Below are 21,209 nucleotides of genomic sequence, written 5' to 3'. Positions count from 1 at the left end.
CAACGACGTGCTGATGGTCGACCTCGACCGCTGGGGGCTGCACCCGGCGCTGCTCGACGCCGCCACCACCTTCAGCTGGGTCGCGGTCGAGGGCCACTACCTGCCGCTCGGCTACGGCCGCATCACCGTGTTCGGGAGCCTGCCCGAGGCGTTCTGGAGCCATCTGCGCATCACCAGCACCGACACCGACGAGGTGCTGGTCGTGGACGTCACGCTGATCGCGCCCGACGGCACGGTGCTGGTGCAGATCTCCGACTACGTCCTGCGCAGGATCGACACCGAGGCCGTGGTGTCCGGGGTCGTCACCAGCGCCGACTCCCAGCGCGCCGCCCCGGCGGCGGCCGCGGCCGACGACGAGGTCGGCATCAGGCCGGCCGACGGGGCCCTCTCCCTGCGCAGGCTGCTCGCCGCGCCGCTCGGCTCCCAGGTCGTGGTGGCGGCCAGCACGGTGGCCGAGCTCGTCGCCGGGGTCGGCTCGCTGACCCAGGAGACCGTCGAGACCGAGCTGGACCCGGCGGCGGTCGCCGACCGGCAGGACAAGGCGCCCGCCGAGGGCTACGTCGCCCCGCGCAACGACGCCGAGGCCACGATCGCCCGCCTGTGGGGCGAGGTGCTCGGCGGCGACCACATCGGCGTCGACGACGACTTCTTCGAGCTGGGCGGCAACTCGCTCATCGCGGTCCAGCTCATCGCCCTCATCCGCAAGGAGCTGGGGGTGCGGCTGCCGATGCGCAACCTCTTCGAGGAGCCGACCGTGGCCGGGGTCGCAGCCCTGCTGGACGCCGCCACCGCCGCCACCCCCGAGCCCGCCGCCGGGCCCGCCACCCAGACCATCCCCCGTCTCCCCCGGAGTTCCGCATGAGCGCAGACACCAAGGTCGTACTGAACGACGAGGAGCAGTACTCCATCTGGCCCGCCGACCGGGACAATCCCTCCGGCTGGCACGACGCCGGCTTCTCCGGCACCAAGGACGCCTGTCTGGACCACATCGAGCAGGTGTGGACCGACATGCGGCCGAAGAGCCTGCGAGAGGCCATGGACAGTGAGTGATGCCTTCCCCGCATCCTCCGGCCAGGAGCGGATGTGGTTCCTTTCGCGCTTCGAGCCCGATCTGGCCGTCTACAACATCGGCATGATCATGCCGATGGCGGCCAGGCAGCCGGTGGACCCCCGCCGGCTGGAGCGGGCGATCGATCTGGTCGTGCGGCGCCATGAGGCGCTGCGCACCACGTTCGAGTTCCGGGACGGGCAGGTGGTGCAGATCATCAGCCCCGGTGCGCCGCCCACGGCGCTGACGGAGACGGACCTGTCCCACCTCCCGCGGGCCGCCGCCGAGGCGGAGCTGGCCCGCCTGGCCAGGGCGGACGCGGTGCTGCCGTTCGACATGGAACGGGCGCCGCTGTACCGGGGCCGGCACGTCAAGCTGGCCGAGGACGATCTGCGGCTGGCCGTCGTCTTCGACCACACGATCTTCGACGGCGTCTCGTCCATGGTCTTCATGGACGAGGTGGAGGAGTGCTACGACGCGCTCGGCGAGGACCGGCCGCCGAAGCTGCCCGACCTGCCGATCCAGTTCGCCGACTTCGCCGTGTGGCAGCGCGGCCGGTTGTCCGGCGAGTTCCTGGAGACCGAGCTCGTGCACTGGCGCGAGCGGCTGGCCGGGGTGCCCGCCGACCTCGCCCTGCCGGGTGACCGGCCGCGACCGGCCCGCCGTACCTACCGGGGCGGGATCCGGCTCGGCGCCTACTCCCCCGAGTTGTCGGCGAGCGTCGAGCGGCTGGCCAAGGACCTCAACGCCACGCTGTTCACGGTGATGCTCACCGCGTACGCCGCCGTGCTGTCGCGCTGGTCCGGCATCGACGACATCGTGGTGGGCACGCCGGTCGCCGGACGGCTGCTGCCCGAGACCGAGCCGGTCATCGGCATGTTCGTCAACGCGGTGCCGCTGCGCGTGGACCTGTCGGGCGCGCCCAGTTTCCGCGAGGCCGCCGGCCGCGTGCGGGCGACGGTCGCCGAGGCGCTGGACCATCAGGAGCTGCCGTTCGAGCGGCTCGTGGAGGACCTGCAACCGGCCCGGGACCTGAGCGTGCCGCCCATCTACCAGGTGATGTTCAACCTGGCCATCCGCACCAACGAAGGGCAGATCGCCAACGGCACCGCGAAGGTGGACCTCCAGCTCGACGTCAACATGCGCGACGGGCTGCTGCACACCCGGCTGGAGTACGCCACCGACCTGTTCGATCCGGAGACGATCGAACGCTTCGAGGCGAACCTGCGGACGCTGGTCGAGTCGGCCATCGCCGACCCCGACCGGCCGGTCGACCGGCTCCCCGTGCTCACGGCGGACGAGCGCGGACGCGTGCTGGCCCTCGGGACCGGCGCGCCCCAGGCCGCGCCCGGAACCCTGCACGCGCTGGTCGAGGAGCGGGCCGCGGCGACCCCTGAGGCCCCCGCGGTGCTCTTCGGCGACGTCACGCTCACCTACGCCGAGCTCAACGGCCGCGCCAACCGGCTCGCCCGGCGGTTGCGGCACCTCGGCGTGGGACGCGGCGAGCCCGTCGCGGTCTGCGCGGAACGATCGCCCGAGCTGGTCGTCGCGCTGCTCGCCGTCCTCAAGGCGGGCGGGGCGTACGTGCCGCTGGATCCGGAGTACCCGCGGGACCGGCTGGAGTTCATGCTCGCCGACTGCGGCGCGCGGGTGCTGCTCACCCAGCGCCACGTGCCGTCCCCCGGGACGATCGAGACGGTGCTGCTGGAGGACGACCACGACCTCGACTCCGGCGATCTCAACCCGGTGACCGGACCGGACGACGCCGCCTACCTCATCTACACCTCGGGCTCGACCGGCCGGCCGAAGGCGGTGGTCAACACCCACCGCGGCATCGTCAACCGGCTCGCCTGGATGCAGGACGCGTTCGGCCTGACGGCCGGCGACGTGGTGATGCAGAAGACGCCGACCAGCTTCGACGTGTCGGTGTGGGAGTTCTTCTGGCCGCTGCTGCAGGGCGCCTGCCTCGTCCCGGTACGGCCGGGCGGCCACCGCGACCCCGCTCACCAGCGTGACCTGATCAAGCGGCACGCGGTGACCACGATGCACTTCGTGCCGTCGATGCTCGCCCTCTTCCTGGAGGAGGCGAACATCGAGTCGTGCACATCACTGCGTCGCGTGGTGTGCAGCGGCGAGGAGCTGCCCCCCAGGATGGCGGCCCGCTTCTTCGAGCGGCTGCCCGGCGTGGAGCTGCACAACCTCTACGGCCCCACCGAGGCGGCCGTGGACGTCTCCTGGCACGCCTGCCGGCCGGGCGAGACGGTGATCCCCATCGGCCGTCCGATGCCCGGCTGCCGCCTGCACGTCCTCGACGAGCAGCTTGAGCCGATGCCCGTCGGGGTGCCCGGTCAGCTGCACATCGGCGGCGTCCAGGTGGCCCGCGGCTACGCGGGACGGCCGGGGCTGACGGCCGAGCGCTTCGTCCCCGACCCGTACGGCGCGCCGGGCGCGCGCCTGTACGCCACCGGCGACCTGGCCAGGCTGCGCGCCGACGGAGAGCTGGAATTCCTCGGCCGCATCGACGACCAGGTGAAGGTGCACGGCTGGCGGGTCGAGCTGGGCGAGGTCGAGACGGCGCTGGCCGCCGACCCCCGGGTGCGCCGGGTCGTGGTCGCGCTGCGTGACGACGCGCCGGGCGGCCGCGGGCTGGTGGCCTACGTGGACTGGACGGGCGAGCCGAGCCGGCTGTCGCACGAGATGCGCACCGGACCGGCGCGCACGTTGCCGGCGGCGCTGGTGCCGCAGGCGTTCGTGCAGGTCACCGAGTTCCCCTCGGGGCCGAGCGGGAAGCTCGACCGCGCCGCGCTGCCGCCGCCCACCGGGCCCGGCCGCAGCGACCTCGGCACCACCTACGTCGCGCCGGAGACGCCGCTGGAGGAGGAGCTGTGCGCGCTCTGGGGCGAACTGCTGGGCCGTGACCGGGTGGGCGTCGAGGACGACTTCTTCGCCCTCGGCGGGCACTCGCTGCTGGCCGTCCTGCTGATCACCCGGTACCGGGAGGCGTACGGGATCGAGATGGACCTGCGGGTCTGCTTCGAGGTCACCACCGTGGCCGAGCACGCGCTGGCCGTACTGGAGCTCCAGCTCGGCGACGTCGAGCTGGACGATCTCCTGGCGGAGGACGCGGACGGATGAGCGAGGTGAGAGGGCGGCTGGCCCGCCTCAGCCCGGAACAGCGTGCGGCACTGGAGCGCAGGCTCCAGCGGCAGCCGAAGGCCCGGCCCGCCGGCATCCCCGCGCGCAGCGACCCGGACGCGCCGGCGCCGCTCTCCTACGGGCAGGAGCGGCTGTGGTTCCTGCAGCGGCTCGACCCCGCCGACGCCTCCTACAACATGTACATGGTGCAGCGGCTGCGCGGCGCGTTGTCCGTCCCGGACCTGGCCGGGGCGCTGAACGCCGTCGCGGCCCGGCACCCGATGCTGCGGGCCCGCTTCCCCGCCGTGGAAGGCAGCCCGGTCCAGGTCGTCGAGCCGGCGCTGAAGCTCGATCCGGTGCTGGTGGACCTCGCGGACCTGCCCGCGGCCGAACGGGAGGCGCGCGCCACGGCGATCGTGGCCGAGCTGACCAACACGCCGTTCGACCTGGCCACGGGCCCGCTGGTGCGGGTGCACCTGATCACGCTGTCGCCGACCGATCACGTGCTCTGCCTGGTCCTGCATCACCTGGTGGCCGACGGCTGGTCGCTCAAGCTCGTCTTCTCCGAGCTGGTCGCCTGCTACACCGGGAACGCGGCCGGGCTGGGCGCCCCCGCGGTCGACTACCGCGACTTCGCGGCCTGGCAGCGTGGCCGCGAGCCGTCGCAGGAGTCCCTGGACTACTGGCGCACCCGGCTCGACGGCGTGCAGCCGCTCGACCTGCCCACGGATCGGCCGCGGCCGGCCGTCCGGGTGCCCAGCGGCGACTACTGCGCGCGCCGCATCGGCCCCGAGCTGACGGCCCGCCTGGAGCAGCTGGCCAGGGACGAGCGCGGCACGCTCTTCATGGTCCTGCTGGCCGCCTACCAGCTCCTGCTGGGCGCGCACTGCGGCACCGACGACCTCACGGTCGGCTCGGTCATCGCCGGGCGCGACCGTCCGGAGCTCCAGGACGTCGTCGGCTTCTTCCCCGAGACGCTCGTGCTGCGCGGCGACCTGTCCGGCGACCCGTCCTTCCGCACGCTGCTCGCGCGGACCAGGGCGACGGTCCTGGACGCGTTCGCGCACCAGGACATCCCCTTCGAACGCCTGCTCAACGACCTCGGCATCCGCCGCGACCTGAGCACGACGCCGCTGTTCCAGGCGATGTTCGTGATCCAGGACAAGGAGGCCGCCGCCCTGCCGCTGCCCGGCATCGAGGCGGAGATGTTCGACCCCGGGGCGACGCAGGCGAAGTTCGACCTGATGCTGGACGTCACCCAGTTCGACGGCTCCCTCTGGGCGATGTTGTCCTACGCCCGCGACCTGTTCGAGGAGGAGACCGCGACGCGGTTGCTGCGGCGGTGGGAGCGGGTGCTGGAGACGGTCGCGGGCGACCCGGACGCGCCGCTGTCCGCGCTGCGCGCGGCCATGCTGCTGCCCGAGGACCGGCAGCCCGTCCTCGACACCGCGCAGCCGCCCGCGCGCGACGTGCTCGACCTCTTCCAGGAGCGCGTACGGCTGGCGCCCGGCGCGCCGGCGGTGAGCCACGGCGCCCGCCGGGTCACCTACGCCGAACTGGACGCCCTGGTCGCCGCGCTGGCCGGACGCCTGTCCGCGGCCGGGGTCGGCCCGGACACGGTCGTGGGCCTGCGGGCCGCGCGCTCGGTGGAGCTGATCGCCGGGATGCTCGCCGTCGGCCGGGCGGGCGGCGCCTACCTGCCGCTCGACCCGGCCTACCCTCCGGAGCGGCTGCGCCGGATGGCGGCGGACGCGGGCGCGGCCCTGGTGCTGGACGAGGACGATCTCCGCGAGCCGGGGCAGGCACCCGCGCTCGACGTCGCGGTGCCGGGCTCGCTGGCCTACGTGATCTACACCTCGGGCTCGACCGGGCGTCCCAAGGGCGTGGAGGTGCCGCGTGAGGCGCTCGCGTCGCGGGTGAGCTGGATGCGGGACCACTACGAGCTCGGCCCGGGGGACCGTGTCCTGCAGTTCGCCTCGCCGAGCTTCGACACGCACGCCGAGGAGGTCTACCCGGCGCTGACCGCCGGCGCCGAGCTGGTCCTGTGCCCGGACGAGCCACTGCCCGACTTCCTGAAGACCCCGGAGGGCTCCGCGCTCACCGTGCTGGACCTGCCGACGTCGTACTGGCAGGAACTGGTGGCCATGGGCGTCGAATGGCCGGCCGGTCTCCGGCTGCTCATCCTGGGCGCCGACCCGCTGCCCGGCCCGGTCCTGGCCACCTGGTACGAGTCGGGCCCCCCGGGCGTCCGCCTGGTCAACAGCTACGGCCCCACCGAGGCCACGATCATCGCCGCCACCGCCGACATGGACCCCGCCGAGGCGCTGCGCCGCCCGACCGTGGGCGTCGCCCTGCCCGGCACCACGCTCCAGGTGCTCGCGCCCGACGGGCTGCCCGTCCCGCCCGGTGTCGCGGGCGAGCTCCACATCGGCGGCGTCGGCCTGGCCCGCGGCTACCGGGGCGCGCCGGCCCTCACGGCCGAACGCTTCGTGCCCGGCCCTGACGGCTCACGCCTCTACCGCAGCGGCGACCGGGCCCGCTTCCGCCTGGACGGCAGGCTGGAGATCCTCGGCCGCCTGGACCGGCAGGTGAAGGTGCGCGGATACCGCGTGGAGCCGGGCGAGGTGGAGTCCGTGCTGCTCGCCCATCCGTCCGTGCGGCAGGCGACCGTGGTGGTCCGCGACGACCGGCTGGTCGCCTACGCCGTCCACGACGCCGGGGACGCCTTACGCGATCATCTGGCCGCCGAGCTTCCCCCGCACATGATGCCCAGCGCGATCGTCCCGCTCGACCGCATCCCGTTGACGCCCGGCGGCAAGGTCGACCGGGACGCCCTGCCCGACCCGGGCCGGCCGCGGGGCGCGGCGTACGAGCCGCCGGCCAGTGCGGCCGAGGAGCTCGTCTGCATGGTCTGGGCCGAGGTCCTGGGGCTGGAGCGGGTGGGCGCGCTGGACGACTTCTTCCAGCTCGGCGGCCACTCGCTGCTGGCCACCAGGACCACGGCCCGCCTCGCCGCGGCCACCGAGCTGGAGGTGCCGCTCAAGCTGGCCTTCACCCGTCCGACGCCGCGCCTGCTGGCCGCGGCCCTGGAGCACCTGGCCGAGGAGGCCGACGAACGTGGATGAGCGGCAGGCCCGCGTGCAGGCCCGCTTCCGCAAGGCGATCGCGGGCCTGGGCGCCACGGAGCAGATCCCGCGACGGGCCGAGGGCAGCGATCCGCCGCTGTCGTTCGCGCAGGAGCGGCTGTGGTTCATGGAGCAGTTCGCCCCGGGGACGAGCGCCTACGTGCTGCCCGCGTCGGCCAGGCTCCGGGGCCCGCTCGACGCCGAACGGCTGCGGCGCTCGCTCGACGCCGTGGTGGCCCGGCACGAGAGCCTGCGCATGACCTTCCCGGCCGGTCCCGACGGGCGGCCGGAGGTGCGGGTGGCGGACCGGGTACGCGTCCCGCTGCGCGTCGTGGAGGTGACGACGGAGGCGGCGGCCAGGCAGGTGCTCAGCGCCGACGCCGCGCAGCCCTTCGACCTGGCGGACGGTCCGCTGCTGCGCGCCACCCTGGTACGGCTGGCGCCCGACGACCACGCGCTGCTGATCGCCGTCCATCACATCGTCGCCGACGGCTGGTCGGCCGACCTCGTCCTGCGCGAACTCCTGACGCCGCCGCAGAGCGGACCGCCGCTCGGTTTCGGCGACTACGCGCTGTGGCAGCGGGAGCGGCTGAGCGGCGACCGGCTGGCCGGCGACCTGGCGTTCTGGCGCGCCGAGCTGGACGGGTTGCAGGTGCTCGAACTGCCCCTGGACCGGCCGCGTCCGCCCCGGCAGGGCTTCCGGGGCGGCTGGCACGACCTGGAGCTGGACGTCGCGGAGTTCGGCGAGCTGTGCCGGGCCGAGGGCGCGACGCTCTACATGGGGCTGCTCGCCGCCTTCCAGGTGCTGCTGGCCCGCTGGTCCGGCATGACCGGCTTCGCGGTGGGGTCGCCGGTGGCCGGGCGGACCAGGCCGGAGTTCGAGGAGATGGTCGGGCTGTTCGTCAACCTGCTCCCGCTGCGGGCGCGGCTGACGGACGATCCCGGGTTCGCCGAGCTGCTGCGCCGTACGCGGGACGGCGCGATCGACGTCTACGGCCACCAGGAGCTGCCCTTCGAGAAGCTGGTCGCCGAGCTGGACCCCGAACGCGACGTCAGCCGCCCGCCGCTGGTGCAGGTGCTGTTCGCGCTGCAGAGCTACCGCGACGGCGGCGAGGGCTTCGAGCCGGACAGCACGACCACCCGCTTCGACCTGGAGCTCTACGCCGCCGAGCGCGGCGAGCGGGTGGAGGGACGGTTCGTCTACAACGCCGAGCTGTTCCGGCCGGAGACGATCGAGCGGCTGGCCCGGCGGTTCGCCGCCCTCCTGCGTGCGGTGGTGGCGGCGCCCGACGTACCGGTGGGACGCCTGGACATCCTGCCGGCCGAAGAGCGGGAGCAGCTCTCGCGGTGGAACGCCACTGCCCGCGAGCATCCCGGCGGGCTTCTGCACGAGCTGGTCTTCGAGCAGGCCGAGCGCACCCCGGACGCGACGGCGCTGGTCTTCGAGGGCGACCGGCTGACCTACCGCGAGCTGGCCGAGCGGGCCCGCGGAGTGGCGGCCGCGCTGGGTCCCCGGGTGGACCAGCCGGTCGGCGTCCGCATGGAACGCGGGCTCGACCTTCCCGTCGTGCTCCTCGGCGTGCTGGCGGCCGGTGGCGCCTACCTGCCGCTCGACCCGGGCCATCCGGCGGAGCGGACCCGCGGCATGCTGGCCGACGCGGGCGCCGACCTGGTGCTGACGGCGGCGGACGTGCGTACGGGCCCGGCGCCCGTCGTACGGGTGCGCGAGGACAACCTGGCCTACGTCATCTTCACCTCGGGCTCCACCGGACGGCCCAAGGGCGTCGGCGTCTCCCACCGCGCGATCGTCAACCGGCTGCGCTGGATGCAGGAAACCTTCCGGCTCACCCCCCAGGACCGCGTCCTGCACAAGACGCCCACCACCTTCGACGTCTCCGTCTGGGAACTGTTCTGGCCCCTCATCACCGGCGCCACCATGGTCATCGCCCGGCCCGGCGGACACCGCGACACCGCCTACCTACGCGACCTGATCAAGACCGAGAACATCACCACCACCCACTTCGTCCCCTCCATGCTCCAGGCATTCCTCGAAGAAGAAGACATCCAGCCCCCGGCACGGATCATCTGCTCCGGCGAAGCCCTCCCACCCGGCCACACCCTCCCCGGACTCCACAACCTCTACGGCCCCACCGAAGCAGCCGTGGACGTCTCCTGGCACCCCTGCCAACCAGGAGAAACCCTGACCCCCATCGGGAAGCCGGTCGACAACACCACCCTGCACGTCCTCGACCACAACCTGAACGAAGTCCCCATCGGCACCCCCGGCGAACTCCACATCGGCGGCATCCAACTCGCCCGCGGCTACCTCGGCAAACCAGCACTCACCGCCGAACGCTTCATCCCCGCCCCCAACGGCCAACGCCTCTACAGAACCGGCGACCTCGCCCGCTGGCTCCCCACCGGCGAACTCGAATACCTCGGCCGCACCGACCACCAGGTCAAGATCCGCGGCATGCGTGTGGAGCTGGGAGAGATCGAAGCCGTCCTGCGCGCACGGCCAGGCGTCGCGGCCGCGGCGGCCGAGCTCGTGGACGGCCGCCTGGTCGGCTACGTCGTCGGCGACGTCCCGGACCTGTCCGACCTGCTGCCGGACTTCATGATCCCGACGGCGTGGGTGCGGCTGGACCGCCTGCCCGTCACCTCCAGCGGCAAGCTCGACCGCGCCGCCCTGCCCGCGCCCGAGCGCCCGGCCGACCTGCCGTGGGAGCCGCCGCGCGGCGAGGCGGAACACGCCGTCGCGCAGGTCTGGCAGGAGGTTCTCGGCCTCGACCGGCCCGGCCGGAACGACACCTTCTTCGCCGTCGGCGGCGACTCGATCAGCAGTCTGAAGGTCGTGGCCCGGCTGCGCGCCATGGGCTACGGCGTGGAACTGCAGCACCTGTTCACCCATCAGGCGGTCGCCGAACTGGCCGCCGTCCTGCGGCCGCGGGAGGCCGTACCGGAAACCACGGCGGGAGCCTTCGACCTGCTCAGCCTGGCGGACAGAGAGAGGCTCACGCGATGATCATCGACGCCTACCCGCTCAGCGCGCTCCAGGCCGGGATGCTGTACCACAGCGAGCTGGACGGCGTGACCTTCCACGACCACACCACGCTCACGTTACGCGGCACGTTCGACGAGACGGCGCTGGTCAGGGCGCTGGAGGAGCTGTCGGCGCGGCACGACGTGCTGCGGACGTCCTTCGACCTGACCGGGTTCAGCGAGCCCGTCCAGCTCGTGCACGACCGCGCCGAGATCCCGCTGACCGTCTCGGGGAGCGAGCCGGAGTACGGGCCGTTCGACTGGACGCGGGCTCCCTTGCTGCGCGTCCACGTACGGCCCGAAGCCGACCGGTTCGCGCTGACCGTCTACTTCCACCACGCGATCCTCGACGGGTGGAGCGTCGCGACGCTGGTCAGCGAGCTGCTGGAGCGCTATGCGACCCCCGGGCTGCCGGTGGAGGCGCCGGCGGCCCGCTTCCGCGACCTGGTGGCGGCCGAGAAGGCCGTGCTCGCCCGGCCGGAGGCGGCGGAGTTCTGGCGGGACGCGGTCGCCGAGGCGCCGGAGGGCCGGCTGCCCCGGATGCCCGGCTACCCCACCGGCGGACCGCGCAAGGTCGAGGTGCTGGCCACGGCGCTCCCCGGCGATCTGGCGAAGGCGCTGGCCGAGGAGGCGGCCGCCGCCCGGGTGCCGCTGCGTTCGGTGCTGCTCGCGGCGCACGCGCGCGTCATGGCCCTGCTCACCGGCGACCCGGACGTCCTCACGGGGATGCTCACGCACAGCCGCCCGGAGAGCGAGGCCGGCGACGAGGTGCTGGGCCTGTTCCTCAACACCGTCCCGCTGCGCGTGCGCGCCGACGCTCCCGACCTGGTCCAGCGGGTCTTCCAGGCGGAGGTGGCGGCGCTGCCGTACCGGCATTTCCCGCTCTTCGAGATCCAGCGGGCCAGCGGCCGCGCGCGCCTGCTGGACACGCACGTGGACTTCCGCGACTTCCAGGTGCGCGGCGCCGCCGCCACGCCCATCGAGGGCCAGGACTTCTTCGAGCAGACCGACTTCGCCTTCAGCGCGGCCTTCGTCCGGACGCCGGGCGGTGGGCTGACGCTGACCATCTCCTACGACAGCACGCAGTTCCCCGCCGACCAGGTCGCGGCGATCCGGGATCACTACCTGCGCGCCTTGTCAGGGGACATCGGCGTCTCGCCGCAGGACGCGGCCCTGCTCGCGCTCTGGAACTCCACCGCGTCCGACCACCCGGGCGGGCTCCTGCACGAGCTGGTCTTCGAGCAGGCCGAGCGCACCCCGGACGCGACGGCGCTGGTCTTCGAGGGCGACCGGCTGACCTACCGCGAGCTGGCCGAGCGGGCCCGCGACGTCGCGGCGGGGCTGCAGGCGCGGGTGGACCAGCCGGTCGGCGTCTGCATGGAACGCGGGCTCGACCTTCCCGTCGTGCTCCTCGGCGTGCTGGCGGCGGGCGGCGCCTACCTGCCGCTCGATCCGGCCGATCCTGAGGAACGGCGCCGCGGCATGCTCGCCGACGCGGGGGCGGAGACCGTCCTCACCGGCGCGGGTTCCGGAGGTCGTTTCACTCCGGCGCGGGTGCGCGAGGACAACCTGGCCTACGTCATCTTCACCTCGGGCTCCACCGGACGGCCCAAGGGCGTCGGCGTCTCCCACCGCGCGATCGTCAACCGGCTGCGCTGGATGCAGGACACCTTCCGGCTCACCCCCCAGGACCGCGTCCTGCACAAGACGCCCACCACCTTCGACGTCTCCGTCTGGGAACTGTTCTGGCCCCTCATCACCGGCGCCACCATGGTCATCGCCCGGCCCGGCGGACACCGCGACACCGCCTACCTACGCGACCTGATCAAGACCGAGAACATCACCACCACCCACTTCGTCCCCTCCATGCTCCAGGCATTCCTCGAAGAAGAAGACATCCAGCCCCCGGCACGGATCATCTGCTCCGGCGAAGCCCTCCCACCCGGCCACACCCTCCCCGGACTCCACAACCTCTACGGCCCCACCGAAGCAGCCGTGGACGTCTCCTGGCACCCCTGCCAACCAGGAGAAACCCTGACCCCCATCGGGAAGCCGATCGACAACACCACCCTGCACGTCCTCGACCACAACCTGAACGAAGTCCCCATCGGCACCCCCGGCGAACTCCACATCAGCGGCATCCAACTCGCCCGCGGCTACCTCGGCAAACCAGCACTCACCGCCGAACGCTTCATCCCCGCCCCCAACGGCCAACGCCTCTACAAAACCGGCGACCTCGCCCGCTGGCTCCCCACCGGCGAACTCGAATACCTCGGCCGCACCGACCACCAGGTCAAGATCCGCGGCATGCGCGTCGAACCCGGCGAGATCGAGGCCGTCCTGCGCGCACAACCGGGGGTCCGGGACGCGGCCGTCACGGCGTACGAGCACAGCCTGGTCGGCTACGTCGTCGGCGAGGTGCCCGACCTCCAGGACGTCCTGCCCGAGCACCTGATCCCGCGCCGGTGGGTGCGCCTGGACAGCCTTCCGCTCACCCGCAGCGGCAAGCTGGACCGGGCCGCGCTGCCCCGGCCGGAGGCGGCGAGCGGCCGGCCGTACGTGCCGCCGCGCGACGAGGTGGAGGCGCGCCTCGCCACGCTCTACGAAGAGGTGCTGAAGGTGCCCGCGGCCGGCATCCTGGACGACTTCTTCGAGCTCGGCGGCCACTCGCTGAGCGCCCTGCGGCTGGCCGCCCGCATCCGCCAGGAGCTGGGACGGAACCTGCCGGTGGGCACCGTCCTGACCGCGCCGACGATCAGCGCGCTGGCCAGGGTGCTGCGCCAGCCCGAGGACCTGGCGCCGCCGAGCCACGTCGTGCCGCTCAACCCGGACGGCGACCGCACGCCGATCTTCTTCATCCACGCACTCGGCGGCCAGGTCTTCCGCTACCACCCGATGGCCCGCCGCCTCGGCCCCGACCAGCCGGTGTACGCCATCGCCGCGCGCGGGCTCGCGCCCGGCGAGGAGCCGCACGCCACGCTCGCCGAGATGGCCGACGCCTACGTGGCCGACCTGCTGGAGGTGCGGCCGAAGGGGCCGTACGTGCTGGGCGGGTTCTGCATCGGCGGCAACATCGCGCTGGAGGTGGCCAGGCGGCTGCGCGAACGCGGCGAGCAGGTGCCGCTGGTCGTGCTGCTCTACGCCAACGCCGAGGAGCCCGTGGCCGAGGCGTCGCTGGAGGACGACACGGTCCTGCTGTTCCACGCGCTGGCCGGCGGTCCCGAGGAGACCCTCGGGCTCGACCCGGCCGAACTCGCCGCCCAGTCGCCGGAGGAGCGGCTGCTCACGGTCATGGGCGCCGCCTCGGCCGCCGACCGGCTGGCGCCCGACACCGCCGAGGTCGAGCAGGCGCGCCGCTACCTGGCCGTCTTCCGGGCCAACGCGCACGCCGTCGGCGGTTACCGGCACGAGCCCTACGACGGCGACGTCGCGCTCTTCGCGCCCACGCGCGAGGACGGCAGCTGGTCCTCCGTCGCCAAGGGACGGCTCGCGCACTACGCGATCCCCGAGGAACGCGTCCCCATCCTGTACGAACCCCTGGTCGCCGGAGCGGCCACCGAGATCAGAAGGTGGATGGATCATGGCATCCCCGACCAGTGAGCGAACGAGCCTCTGGAAGCACCCCGACTTCCTGCGGCTGTGGGCGGGCCAGAGCCTGTCCCAGTTCGGCTCGGCCATCAGCCTCTTCGCGTTCCCGGTGATCGCGGTCACCGTCCTGAACGCCTCCGAGGCCGAGATGGGCGTCGTCGGCTTCCTGCTGCGGCTCCCGATGGTGTTCTTCCTCCTGTTCGGCGTGCTGGCCGACCGGGTGCGCAAGCGTCCCATCCTCATCTGGACGGACGTGGCGCGCTTCGTGCTGCTGATGCTGATCCCCGTCGCGTGGTTCGCCGACATGCTCACGCTGGGCTGGATCTACGGCGTCATCTTCGCCCTCGGGCTGCTCAGCACGCTCTTCCAGACGGCCTACCGCAGCTACTTCCCGTTCCTGGTGCCGCGGGAGAACTTCCTGGAGGGCAACTCCAAGCTGCAGCTGACCGAGTCGACCGCCCAGACGTTCGGGCCGGGCCTGGCCGCGGCGCTGCTGAAGGTGCTCGCCGCGCCCGCGCTGCTGATCATCGACGCGGTGTCGTACCTGGCCTCGGCGATCGCGGTGGCGCTGATCAAGCGGCCCGAAGCCCGTCCCGAGCCGGACGACACCACCCCCGGGCAGGTGCACAAGGCGATCTGGCAGGGCATGGGCTGGGTGATGCGGCACGAGCTGATCCGGCCGCTGGCCATCTCCTCGGCCGTGTACTCGCTGTTCATCCTGGGCTCGATGAACTCGATCTACGCCCTGTACGTGATCCGCGACCTGGGCGTGCCCGCGGCCTGGTTCGGCAGCATCCTGGCCGGCGGCGGCGTGGGCGCGATCATCGGTGCGCTGATCGCCGTCAAGGTGATGCGGCGCTACGCGATCGGCAAGGTGCTGGTGTGGTCGATGGTGTACGGCAACCTGGCGCTCTTCCTCATCCCGCTGGCCATCGGGCCGGTCTGGGCCTCGGTGGCCATGCTGGTCGTCGCGCAGCTCGTCAGCGGCGTCAGCTCGCAGATCTTCTTCGTCACCAACACCACGCTGGTGCAGACGATCACCCCGCCGCACCTGCAGGGCCGCGTGGTGGCGTCGATCTACTCGCTGGGCCTGATCCCCGCCCCGCTGGGGGCGCTGGGCGCCGGCCTGCTGGCCGGCGCCCTGGGGACGCGGACGACGCTGTGGGTGGTCATCGCGATCGGCGCGCTGGTGCCGATCGCGGCGATGGCCTGGTCCCCGCTGGCCAAGCTCATCGGGATGCCGGCGCCAGACCAGCAATGAGCCGCAGCTGACGGCTGCGCAGCCGCCGGGTGGGCGTGACCAGGCCGACGATCAGCGTGGTCGCGCCCGCCTCCTGGTAGGCCGCCATCCGCTCGCGCACCTTGCCCGCCGGACCGCACATGGTCATCGCGTCGACGAGCGCGTCCGGCAGCAGCGCCATGGCCTCGCCCTGCCGCCCGTCCAGGAAGGCTTCCTGCATGCGGGCGGCCTCCTGCTCGAAGCCGAGCGTGGCGGCCAGGCGGTTGTAGAAGTTGGTACGGCGCGAGCCCATGCCGCCGAGGTAGAGGGCGAGCATGGGCCGCATCATGTCGTAGGCCAGCTCCTGGTCCTCCTCGACGAGCGTGAGCACCATGGGCGCGATGTCGAGGTCGGCGCCGTTCAGGTGCTTGGCCATCCGGGCCAGGTGGTCGGGTGGGAAGTGGATGGCCAGCCAGCCGTCGGCGAGCTCGCCGGCCAGCGCGACGTTCTTGGGGCCCATCGCGGCCAGGTAGACCGGCAGCCGTTCCTGCACCGGCGAGACGGCAAGCGTCAGCTCCTTGCCCTCGCTGCCGGGCAGGGGCAGCGTCATCGTGTCCCCGTCGTGCCGCACCGGCTCGCCCTGCAGCGCCTTGCGCACCACCTGGAGGTAGTCGCGGGCGCGGGCCAGCGGCCGTTCGAAGCGTTCGCCGTGCCAGCCCTCGACGACCTGGGGGCCGGACAGGCCCACGCCCAGCCGGGCGCGGCCGCCGGAGAGCTGGTCGAGGGTGGCCGCCGTCATCGCGGCGACCACGGGCTTGCGTCCCGTCATCTGGAGCACGCCGGTGCCCAGGGCGATGCGCTCGGTCTGGCCGGCGATCCAGGCCAGCAGGCTGGCCGGGTCGGTCCCGTAGGTCTCGGCCGCCCACACGGACGAATAGCCCAGGGCCTCCGCCTCCCGTACCAGCGCCAGGTGGTCGGCCGGGCCGAGGCCCGCGCCGCCCCAGTAGCTCATGCTGTAACCGAGGCGCATCCCATCTCCTCAACGATCGCGGCGGCCAGGGCGTCCGGAGTCTCCTCGGCCAGCCAGTGGGTGGAGTCGAGCTCCTTCAACGCGGGCGGCTGCGCGCTCTGCCGCCGCCAGCCCAGCAGGCCGCCCCGGGTCAGCGAGGCGTCGCGGGCGCCGTACAGGACGGAGATCGGCACCGGCAGCGGCGGCCCGGGCCGGTGGTGATAGCCGGCCAGCAGCCCGAAGTCGGCGCGCAGCGCCGGTTCCAGCACCGGCCAGAGCGCCTCCCGGTCGGCCAGTTCCGGCGGGACGCCGCCGAGCTCGATCAGCTGCTCCCAGAACAGCCACGAGGGCAGCGACGGCAGGCGGCGCAGCAGCAGGGTCACGTCCGGCGCGGCGAACGAGCTCACGACCAGCCGTTCCGGCCGCCCGCCCAGCTCGACCACGCGACGGCAGACGAGAAAGGCCAGCAGCGCCCCGCTGCAGTAGCCGAACAGCGTGTACGGCTCCCGCCACCCGGCGAGCTCGCGCGCCAGGTCGTCGACCAGCCCGTCGAGGTCGGTCCGCGGCTCTTCGGCGAGCCTGGCCTGACGTCCCGGCAGGTTGACCGACCACAGCCCCACCCCGGACGGGAAGTGCCCGGCGAGCTCGCCGAGCGAGGCCGGGCCGCCGCCCGCGTGCGGAAAGGCGACCAGCGCCCGCTCCCCCTCCTTGACCTGGACGAACCACGGCGTCATAGGGCGTCCCCCAGATGTAGGGCCAGTTCGGCCGGCGTCGGATGGTCGAACACGGCCCGTACCGAGACGGCCCGCCCCGCCAGCTCCTCCAGCGGGCCGATCAGCCGGACGGCCAGCACGGAGTGGCCGCCGTTGAGGAAGAAGTTGTCGTGCGGGCCGAGGCCGGGCCGCTTGAGCGCGTCCCGCCACAGCGCCACCACCTGCTGGACCAGCCCGTCGCCGGCCTCCCGCGCCGGGGCGCCGTCCTCGGCGGGCACCACCAGCTCGCGGTAGGCGATCTTCCCGTTGGCGGTGGTGGGCAGCCTGTCGGTGACGATGTACCGGGTGGGGACGGCGTAGTCGGGCAGCCGCGTCCTGGCGAAGCGCCACAGCTCTTCCTCGGCGGCCTGGCCGGTGACCTCGACGAAGGCGGCGAGCCGTCCGTCGGTCTGGGGGTCGCCGTCGAGGATCACCGCGGCCGTGCGCACCGCGTCGTGCTCGTGCAGTGCCGCCTCGACCTCGCCGAGCTCGATGCGGTGGCCGCGCAGCTTGATCTGCCGGTCGTCGCGGCCCAGGAGCTCCAGCGTGCCGTCGTGGCGGATGCGCGCGCGGTCGCCGGTCCGGTAGAACCGGCCGTACCGGTCGTGGTGGCCGAAGCGCTCGGCCGTCAGCTCGGGCCGGTCGAGGTAGCCCGCGCTCACCCCCGCACCCGCGACGCACAGCTCGCCCGGCACGCCCGGCGGCAGCTCGCGGCCCGCGGCGTCGGTGACGAAGATCTGGGTGTTGGCCAGCGGCTCGCCCGCCGGGACCGGGTCGAGCGGCGGCTCGCGCAGCTCGGCGGCGGTGGACCAGATGGTGGTCTCCGTCGGCCCGTAGACGTTGAAGACCCGGCAGCCCAGCTCCAGCAGGTCCCTGGCCAGGGCGGCGGGCATCGGCTCGCCGCCGCACAGCACCGTGCGTCCGGCCAGCTCCCGCCCGGCTTCCGGCGCGATCAGCCGCCACGCGGTCGGCGTGGCCTGCACGACCTGGACGCCGGTCGCGGCGATCAGCTCCAGGAACCTGGCCGGCTGGAGCTGGTCCTCGTCCGAGGCCACCACCACGGTGCCGCCGGAGGCCAGCGGCAACAGCAGTTCCAGCCAGGAGATGTCGAAGGAGGTGGTGGTGGACCACAGGACGCTCGTGGGCGCGCCCAGCCGGTCGGCGAAGCCCACCACGAGGTTCGTCAGGTTCCCGTGCGTGACGCGCACGCCCTTGGGCCGTCCGGTGGAGCCGGAGGTGTAGATGACGTAGGCGATCTCTCCGTACTCGGCGGGTCCGGGTTGTCCGAGCGTGCCGGGCATCGGCACGACCGGCGTCTCCCCCGCCCAGTCCGGCCGGCCCGCCGTGACGACCAGCCGCGCGCCCGAGTCGGCCACCTGGAAGGCGAGGCGCGACTCCGGTTGCCGCACGTCCAGCGGCAGGAACGCCGCTCCCGCCTGCCACACGCCGAGCACCGCCGCCACCAGGTCCGCCGAGCGCCCCAAGCCCAGGGCGACGACGTCGCCGTGCCGGATCCCGCGTTCGCGCAGCAGGTCGCGGACCGCGGCCGCGCGCCCCAGCAGCTCGTCGTAGGCGACCTCGCGCCCGTCCTCGCGCACCGCGACGGCCGGGCCCGGCAGGATGCGCTCGGCCAGGGTGCCGGGCCAGGCGCGGTGGGTGTCGTTGACCCGGTCGAGCAGCGCCCGGTCCGCCGGGGAGAGCACGTCCGGCACCCGGCCGCGGGCCGCCTGCCGCACCACCGCGCACATCCTGGCCGTGAACGCCTCGATCTCGTCCTCGTCGTGCACCTCGGTGCTGTGCACCATGCGGACGGTGAGCCGGTCCGGCTCCTGGATGACGTTGCACTGCATGTCCAGGCGGCTGCGGTCGATCAGGTTGTCGACGTACCCGGGCACCTCGCCCTGGACGTGCACCTTCTCGTCGCTCCAGGGCCGGTAGTTGAACATGTGCCGGAACAGCGGGACCCGCCAGTCGTCCGTGCCGTGCCCGCGGCGGGTCAGCACCGCCTCCACCGAGGCTCCGGCGTGCTCGACGCCCTCCGCGAACGCCTCCTCCACGCGCCTGGCGACCTGCTCGAAGTCGTCGTCCAGCTCGACGTGGACGCGCAGCGGCAGTGTGCTCACCGCGTAGCCGACGCGTCTGTGCTCCTCGCCCGTCTTCGTGCTGACCGGCATGCCGATCACCAGGTCCGGGCCTGCGCCGTGCCCGCGCAGCGTCAGCAGGAAGGCGGTGGCCAGCACGATGTTGCCGGTGGTGCGCAGCGTGGTGCGCAGCTCGTCCAGGGCCGCCACCGTCTCGGCGTCGACCAGCCACGAGCAGGTGTGCCCGGCGAACGTCGGACGGCCCGGCGAGTGCCTGCTCCCCGGCAGCACCATGGCCGCCGGGTCGAGGCCGTCGAGCCGGTCCAGCCAGTAGCCGATCGACTCCTCCGGCGGCTCCCCCGGCTCCAGCATCGGCGCGGGCCCCGCCAGCTCGGGGGGCAGCGAGCCGTGCCCGGTCTGGCTGTCGTAGAAGCGGCCCAGCTCCTCCACCAGGAGCTGCATGGAGGTGCCGTCGATGACGATGTGGTGGCCGGCCAGGCACACCACGGTTCCCGCGCCGTCGGGCAGGGTGAAGTGGCCCACCCTGATGAGCAGGTCGCGGCCCAGGTCGAAGGGCTCGTCCAGGAACGACTGGAGGTCGGCGACCAGCGTCTCCTCGGTCGTGGCCCGCGTCTCGACCTTCAGCTGGGCGTCCTGGGGGGCCACCAGGTGCCGGACGGGGGCCCCGTCCACCACGGGGAACCGCAGGCGCAACGCCGGATGCCGCTTGACCAGCCGGTTCGCCGCGATCTGCAGCGGCAGCCTGCGCAGCGGCGTGTCGAACCTGAGCGCCACCGCCAGGTTGGAGACGCCGCTGTCCGGCGCGAGCTGCTCCAGGACCCAGAACGAGTACGGCACCGCCGACAGCGGGCGCGGCTCCTCCACGGAGGCGGGCAGCTCCGGCTGCGGCCTCGGGATGGGGACGCGTTGCAGCGGGTGATCGGGGTCGAGCGCGGCCCAGTCCACCCGGCCGCCGCCCGTCCAGAACCTGGCCACGGCGGCCAGCAGCCCCGCGAGATCGTCGCCTGCCCGGACCTCGGCTACGGCGGTCGCTCCCGCGAGGTCGTCATCTGCCCGGACCTCGGCTCCGCCGGTCGTTCCCGCGAGGGCGGCGAGCGCCTCTTCCGGCACGGGGTGCCCAGCGAGGAGCTCCGGGGCCGGGACCTCCGTGAGCACGCCCCAGGCGGCCAGGGTGGCGGCCAGCCCGTAGGCGGCGGCGAACTCGCGTGACAGCTCGGCGCCGCGCGCCGCGAAGACCTCTTCGCACACGTCCACGGCCTCGGTGAACACCCGCTCCACGCCGTACAGGCCGGACGCCTCGGCGGAGAGGGCCAGGCGGACCGGCCCCTGCTCGTAGGCGTGCTCCCGGCCCAGCGCGGAGGCTGCCTCCGCGGCGCTCCGGCAGACCACCGCGCCTCTGACGGGGTGGTGGACGCGCCCCTGCTGCAGGGTTCCCACGACGTCGGCGAAGCGGTCCTCCGGCAGCCCGGCGAGGAAGCCGGCCAGGCTCCGCCGCACCGACTCGGCCTCCTCGGGGGTACGGCCGGACCACACCACGACCCGCGGACGGCCGTCGCCCGGGGCGTGCACCTGCGGAAAGCCGTCCTCGACCGCCAGGTCGTCGGGCCAGATCACCCGGTGCACCAGGTCGCCGTCGAGCAACGCCCGGTCGAGCAGCCGCAGGACCAGGGTGCCGCGCAGCGTGCCCGGCGGCAGCTCGCCGGCGTCGGTCACGGCCAGTTCGCACTCCCCGGCCAGCAGCGCCGCGCACGCCTTGCCCACTCCGCCGTACGTCCGGACGACCTGCGCCCCCGGATCGTGCCCGGCCTCCTCGGCCGCCCCGGCCTCCAGCGGGAAGCGCCCCACCGCGATCACCGCGACGGGCTGTTCGTGTGAGGTCACCGACCTTCCTCGCGAATCCTGGCGCGCACGTCGCGGCGGCTGCCGCCCAGCGGACGGCGACGGGCGCCGTCCTGCCTGGCGGGGGCGGGCGCCTGGCCCTGCGCGATCAGGTGCGAGAGGGCCCGCAGGTTCGGGTGGGTGAACATGGCGGTGACCGGCAGGCTCAGACCGAGCTCGCCGGTGATCTCCTCGTGCAGCTCGACCAGGGCGAGCGAGTCGAACCCGGCTTCAAAGAAATTGAGATCGGGATCGAGAGCGCGGCCTAACCTGCGCTCCACAAGAGATGCAACCGCGTCGGCCTGGGTCAT

At 73.4% G+C, this 21,209-nt stretch carries 11 protein-coding genes (1 of these 11 cut by a window edge); 7 read left to right on the top strand and 4 right to left on the bottom strand.

Translation table 11 applies throughout. The features are described from left to right. The 7 genes in view from ACIA8R_RS48950 to ACIA8R_RS48920 are tightly spaced (each overlapping or abutting the next) and all read left to right on the top strand, a layout consistent with a single transcriptional unit that may run on beyond the window. On the top strand, window positions 1-862 hold the 3' end of the coding sequence (locus ACIA8R_RS48950; RefSeq protein ID WP_397044775.1) for an SDR family NAD(P)-dependent oxidoreductase. The gene continues 4,535 nt to the left of window position 1, outside the view; only the last 862 of its 5,397 coding nucleotides appear in the window; the start codon falls outside the window, past its left edge; the stop codon is at window positions 860-862. Continuing rightward, the gene (locus ACIA8R_RS48945) at window positions 859-1,050 is read left to right on the top strand and encodes an MbtH family NRPS accessory protein (protein WP_357707636.1); all 192 of its coding nucleotides are present in this window, start codon (window positions 859-861) and stop codon (window positions 1,048-1,050) included. Before ACIA8R_RS48950 ends, ACIA8R_RS48945 begins: the two co-directional genes overlap by 4 nt. Then, a complete protein-coding gene (locus ACIA8R_RS48940; protein WP_397044773.1) occupies window positions 1,043-4,183 on the top strand; it encodes an amino acid adenylation domain-containing protein in 3,141 nt (1,046 codons plus the stop codon). Before ACIA8R_RS48945 ends, ACIA8R_RS48940 begins: the two co-directional genes overlap by 8 nt. Further along, the gene (locus ACIA8R_RS48935) at window positions 4,180-7,308 is read left to right on the top strand and encodes an amino acid adenylation domain-containing protein (protein WP_364101835.1); all 3,129 of its coding nucleotides are present in this window, start codon (window positions 4,180-4,182) and stop codon (window positions 7,306-7,308) included. Before ACIA8R_RS48940 ends, ACIA8R_RS48935 begins: the two co-directional genes overlap by 4 nt. Next, the gene (locus ACIA8R_RS48930) at window positions 7,301-10,333 is read left to right on the top strand and encodes an amino acid adenylation domain-containing protein (protein WP_397044771.1); all 3,033 of its coding nucleotides are present in this window, start codon (window positions 7,301-7,303) and stop codon (window positions 10,331-10,333) included. Before ACIA8R_RS48935 ends, ACIA8R_RS48930 begins: the two co-directional genes overlap by 8 nt. Next, complete coding sequence (locus tag ACIA8R_RS48925) at window positions 10,330-13,950, top strand: amino acid adenylation domain-containing protein (RefSeq protein ID WP_397044769.1); 3,621 nt, start codon at window positions 10,330-10,332, stop codon at window positions 13,948-13,950. The genes ACIA8R_RS48930 and ACIA8R_RS48925 overlap by 4 nt, the downstream gene beginning before the upstream one ends. Then, window positions 13,931-15,199 carry an MFS transporter gene (locus ACIA8R_RS48920; protein WP_357707344.1) on the top strand — a complete coding sequence of 423 codons (1,269 nt, stop codon included), beginning with the start codon at window positions 13,931-13,933 and terminating at the stop codon, window positions 15,197-15,199. Before ACIA8R_RS48925 ends, ACIA8R_RS48920 begins: the two co-directional genes overlap by 20 nt. On the opposite strand, the gene ACIA8R_RS48915 is transcribed toward ACIA8R_RS48920, so the two are convergent. From ACIA8R_RS48915 to ACIA8R_RS48900, 4 genes are read right to left on the bottom strand one after another with little or no spacing between them, the layout of a single operon-like run. After that, the gene (locus ACIA8R_RS48915) at window positions 15,168-16,187 is read right to left on the bottom strand and encodes an LLM class F420-dependent oxidoreductase (RefSeq protein WP_357707342.1); all 1,020 of its coding nucleotides are present in this window, start codon (window positions 16,185-16,187) and stop codon (window positions 15,168-15,170) included. The genes ACIA8R_RS48920 and ACIA8R_RS48915 overlap by 32 nt on opposite strands. Further along, window positions 16,166-16,900: an alpha/beta fold hydrolase gene (locus ACIA8R_RS48910; protein WP_364097268.1), complete on the bottom strand. Its 735-nt coding sequence runs from the start codon at window positions 16,898-16,900 to the stop codon at window positions 16,166-16,168. Before ACIA8R_RS48910 ends, ACIA8R_RS48915 begins: the two co-directional genes overlap by 22 nt. Continuing rightward, window positions 16,897-20,901, bottom strand: coding sequence for an amino acid adenylation domain-containing protein (locus tag ACIA8R_RS48905; protein ID WP_397044766.1), 4,005 nt, complete (start codon window positions 20,899-20,901; stop codon window positions 16,897-16,899). The genes ACIA8R_RS48910 and ACIA8R_RS48905 overlap by 4 nt, the downstream gene beginning before the upstream one ends. Next, entirely contained in the window at window positions 20,898-21,209 is a 312-nt protein-coding gene (locus ACIA8R_RS48900; protein ID WP_357707339.1) for an acyl carrier protein, read from the bottom strand. Before ACIA8R_RS48900 ends, ACIA8R_RS48905 begins: the two co-directional genes overlap by 4 nt.

Source organism: Nonomuraea sp. NPDC051191, from assembly GCF_044455665.1.
GTDB lineage: Bacteria > Actinomycetota > Actinomycetes > Streptosporangiales > Streptosporangiaceae > Nonomuraea.
The sequence above is the reverse complement of the archived record's forward strand: the minus strand, read 5'-3'. Positions and strand labels throughout refer to the sequence as shown.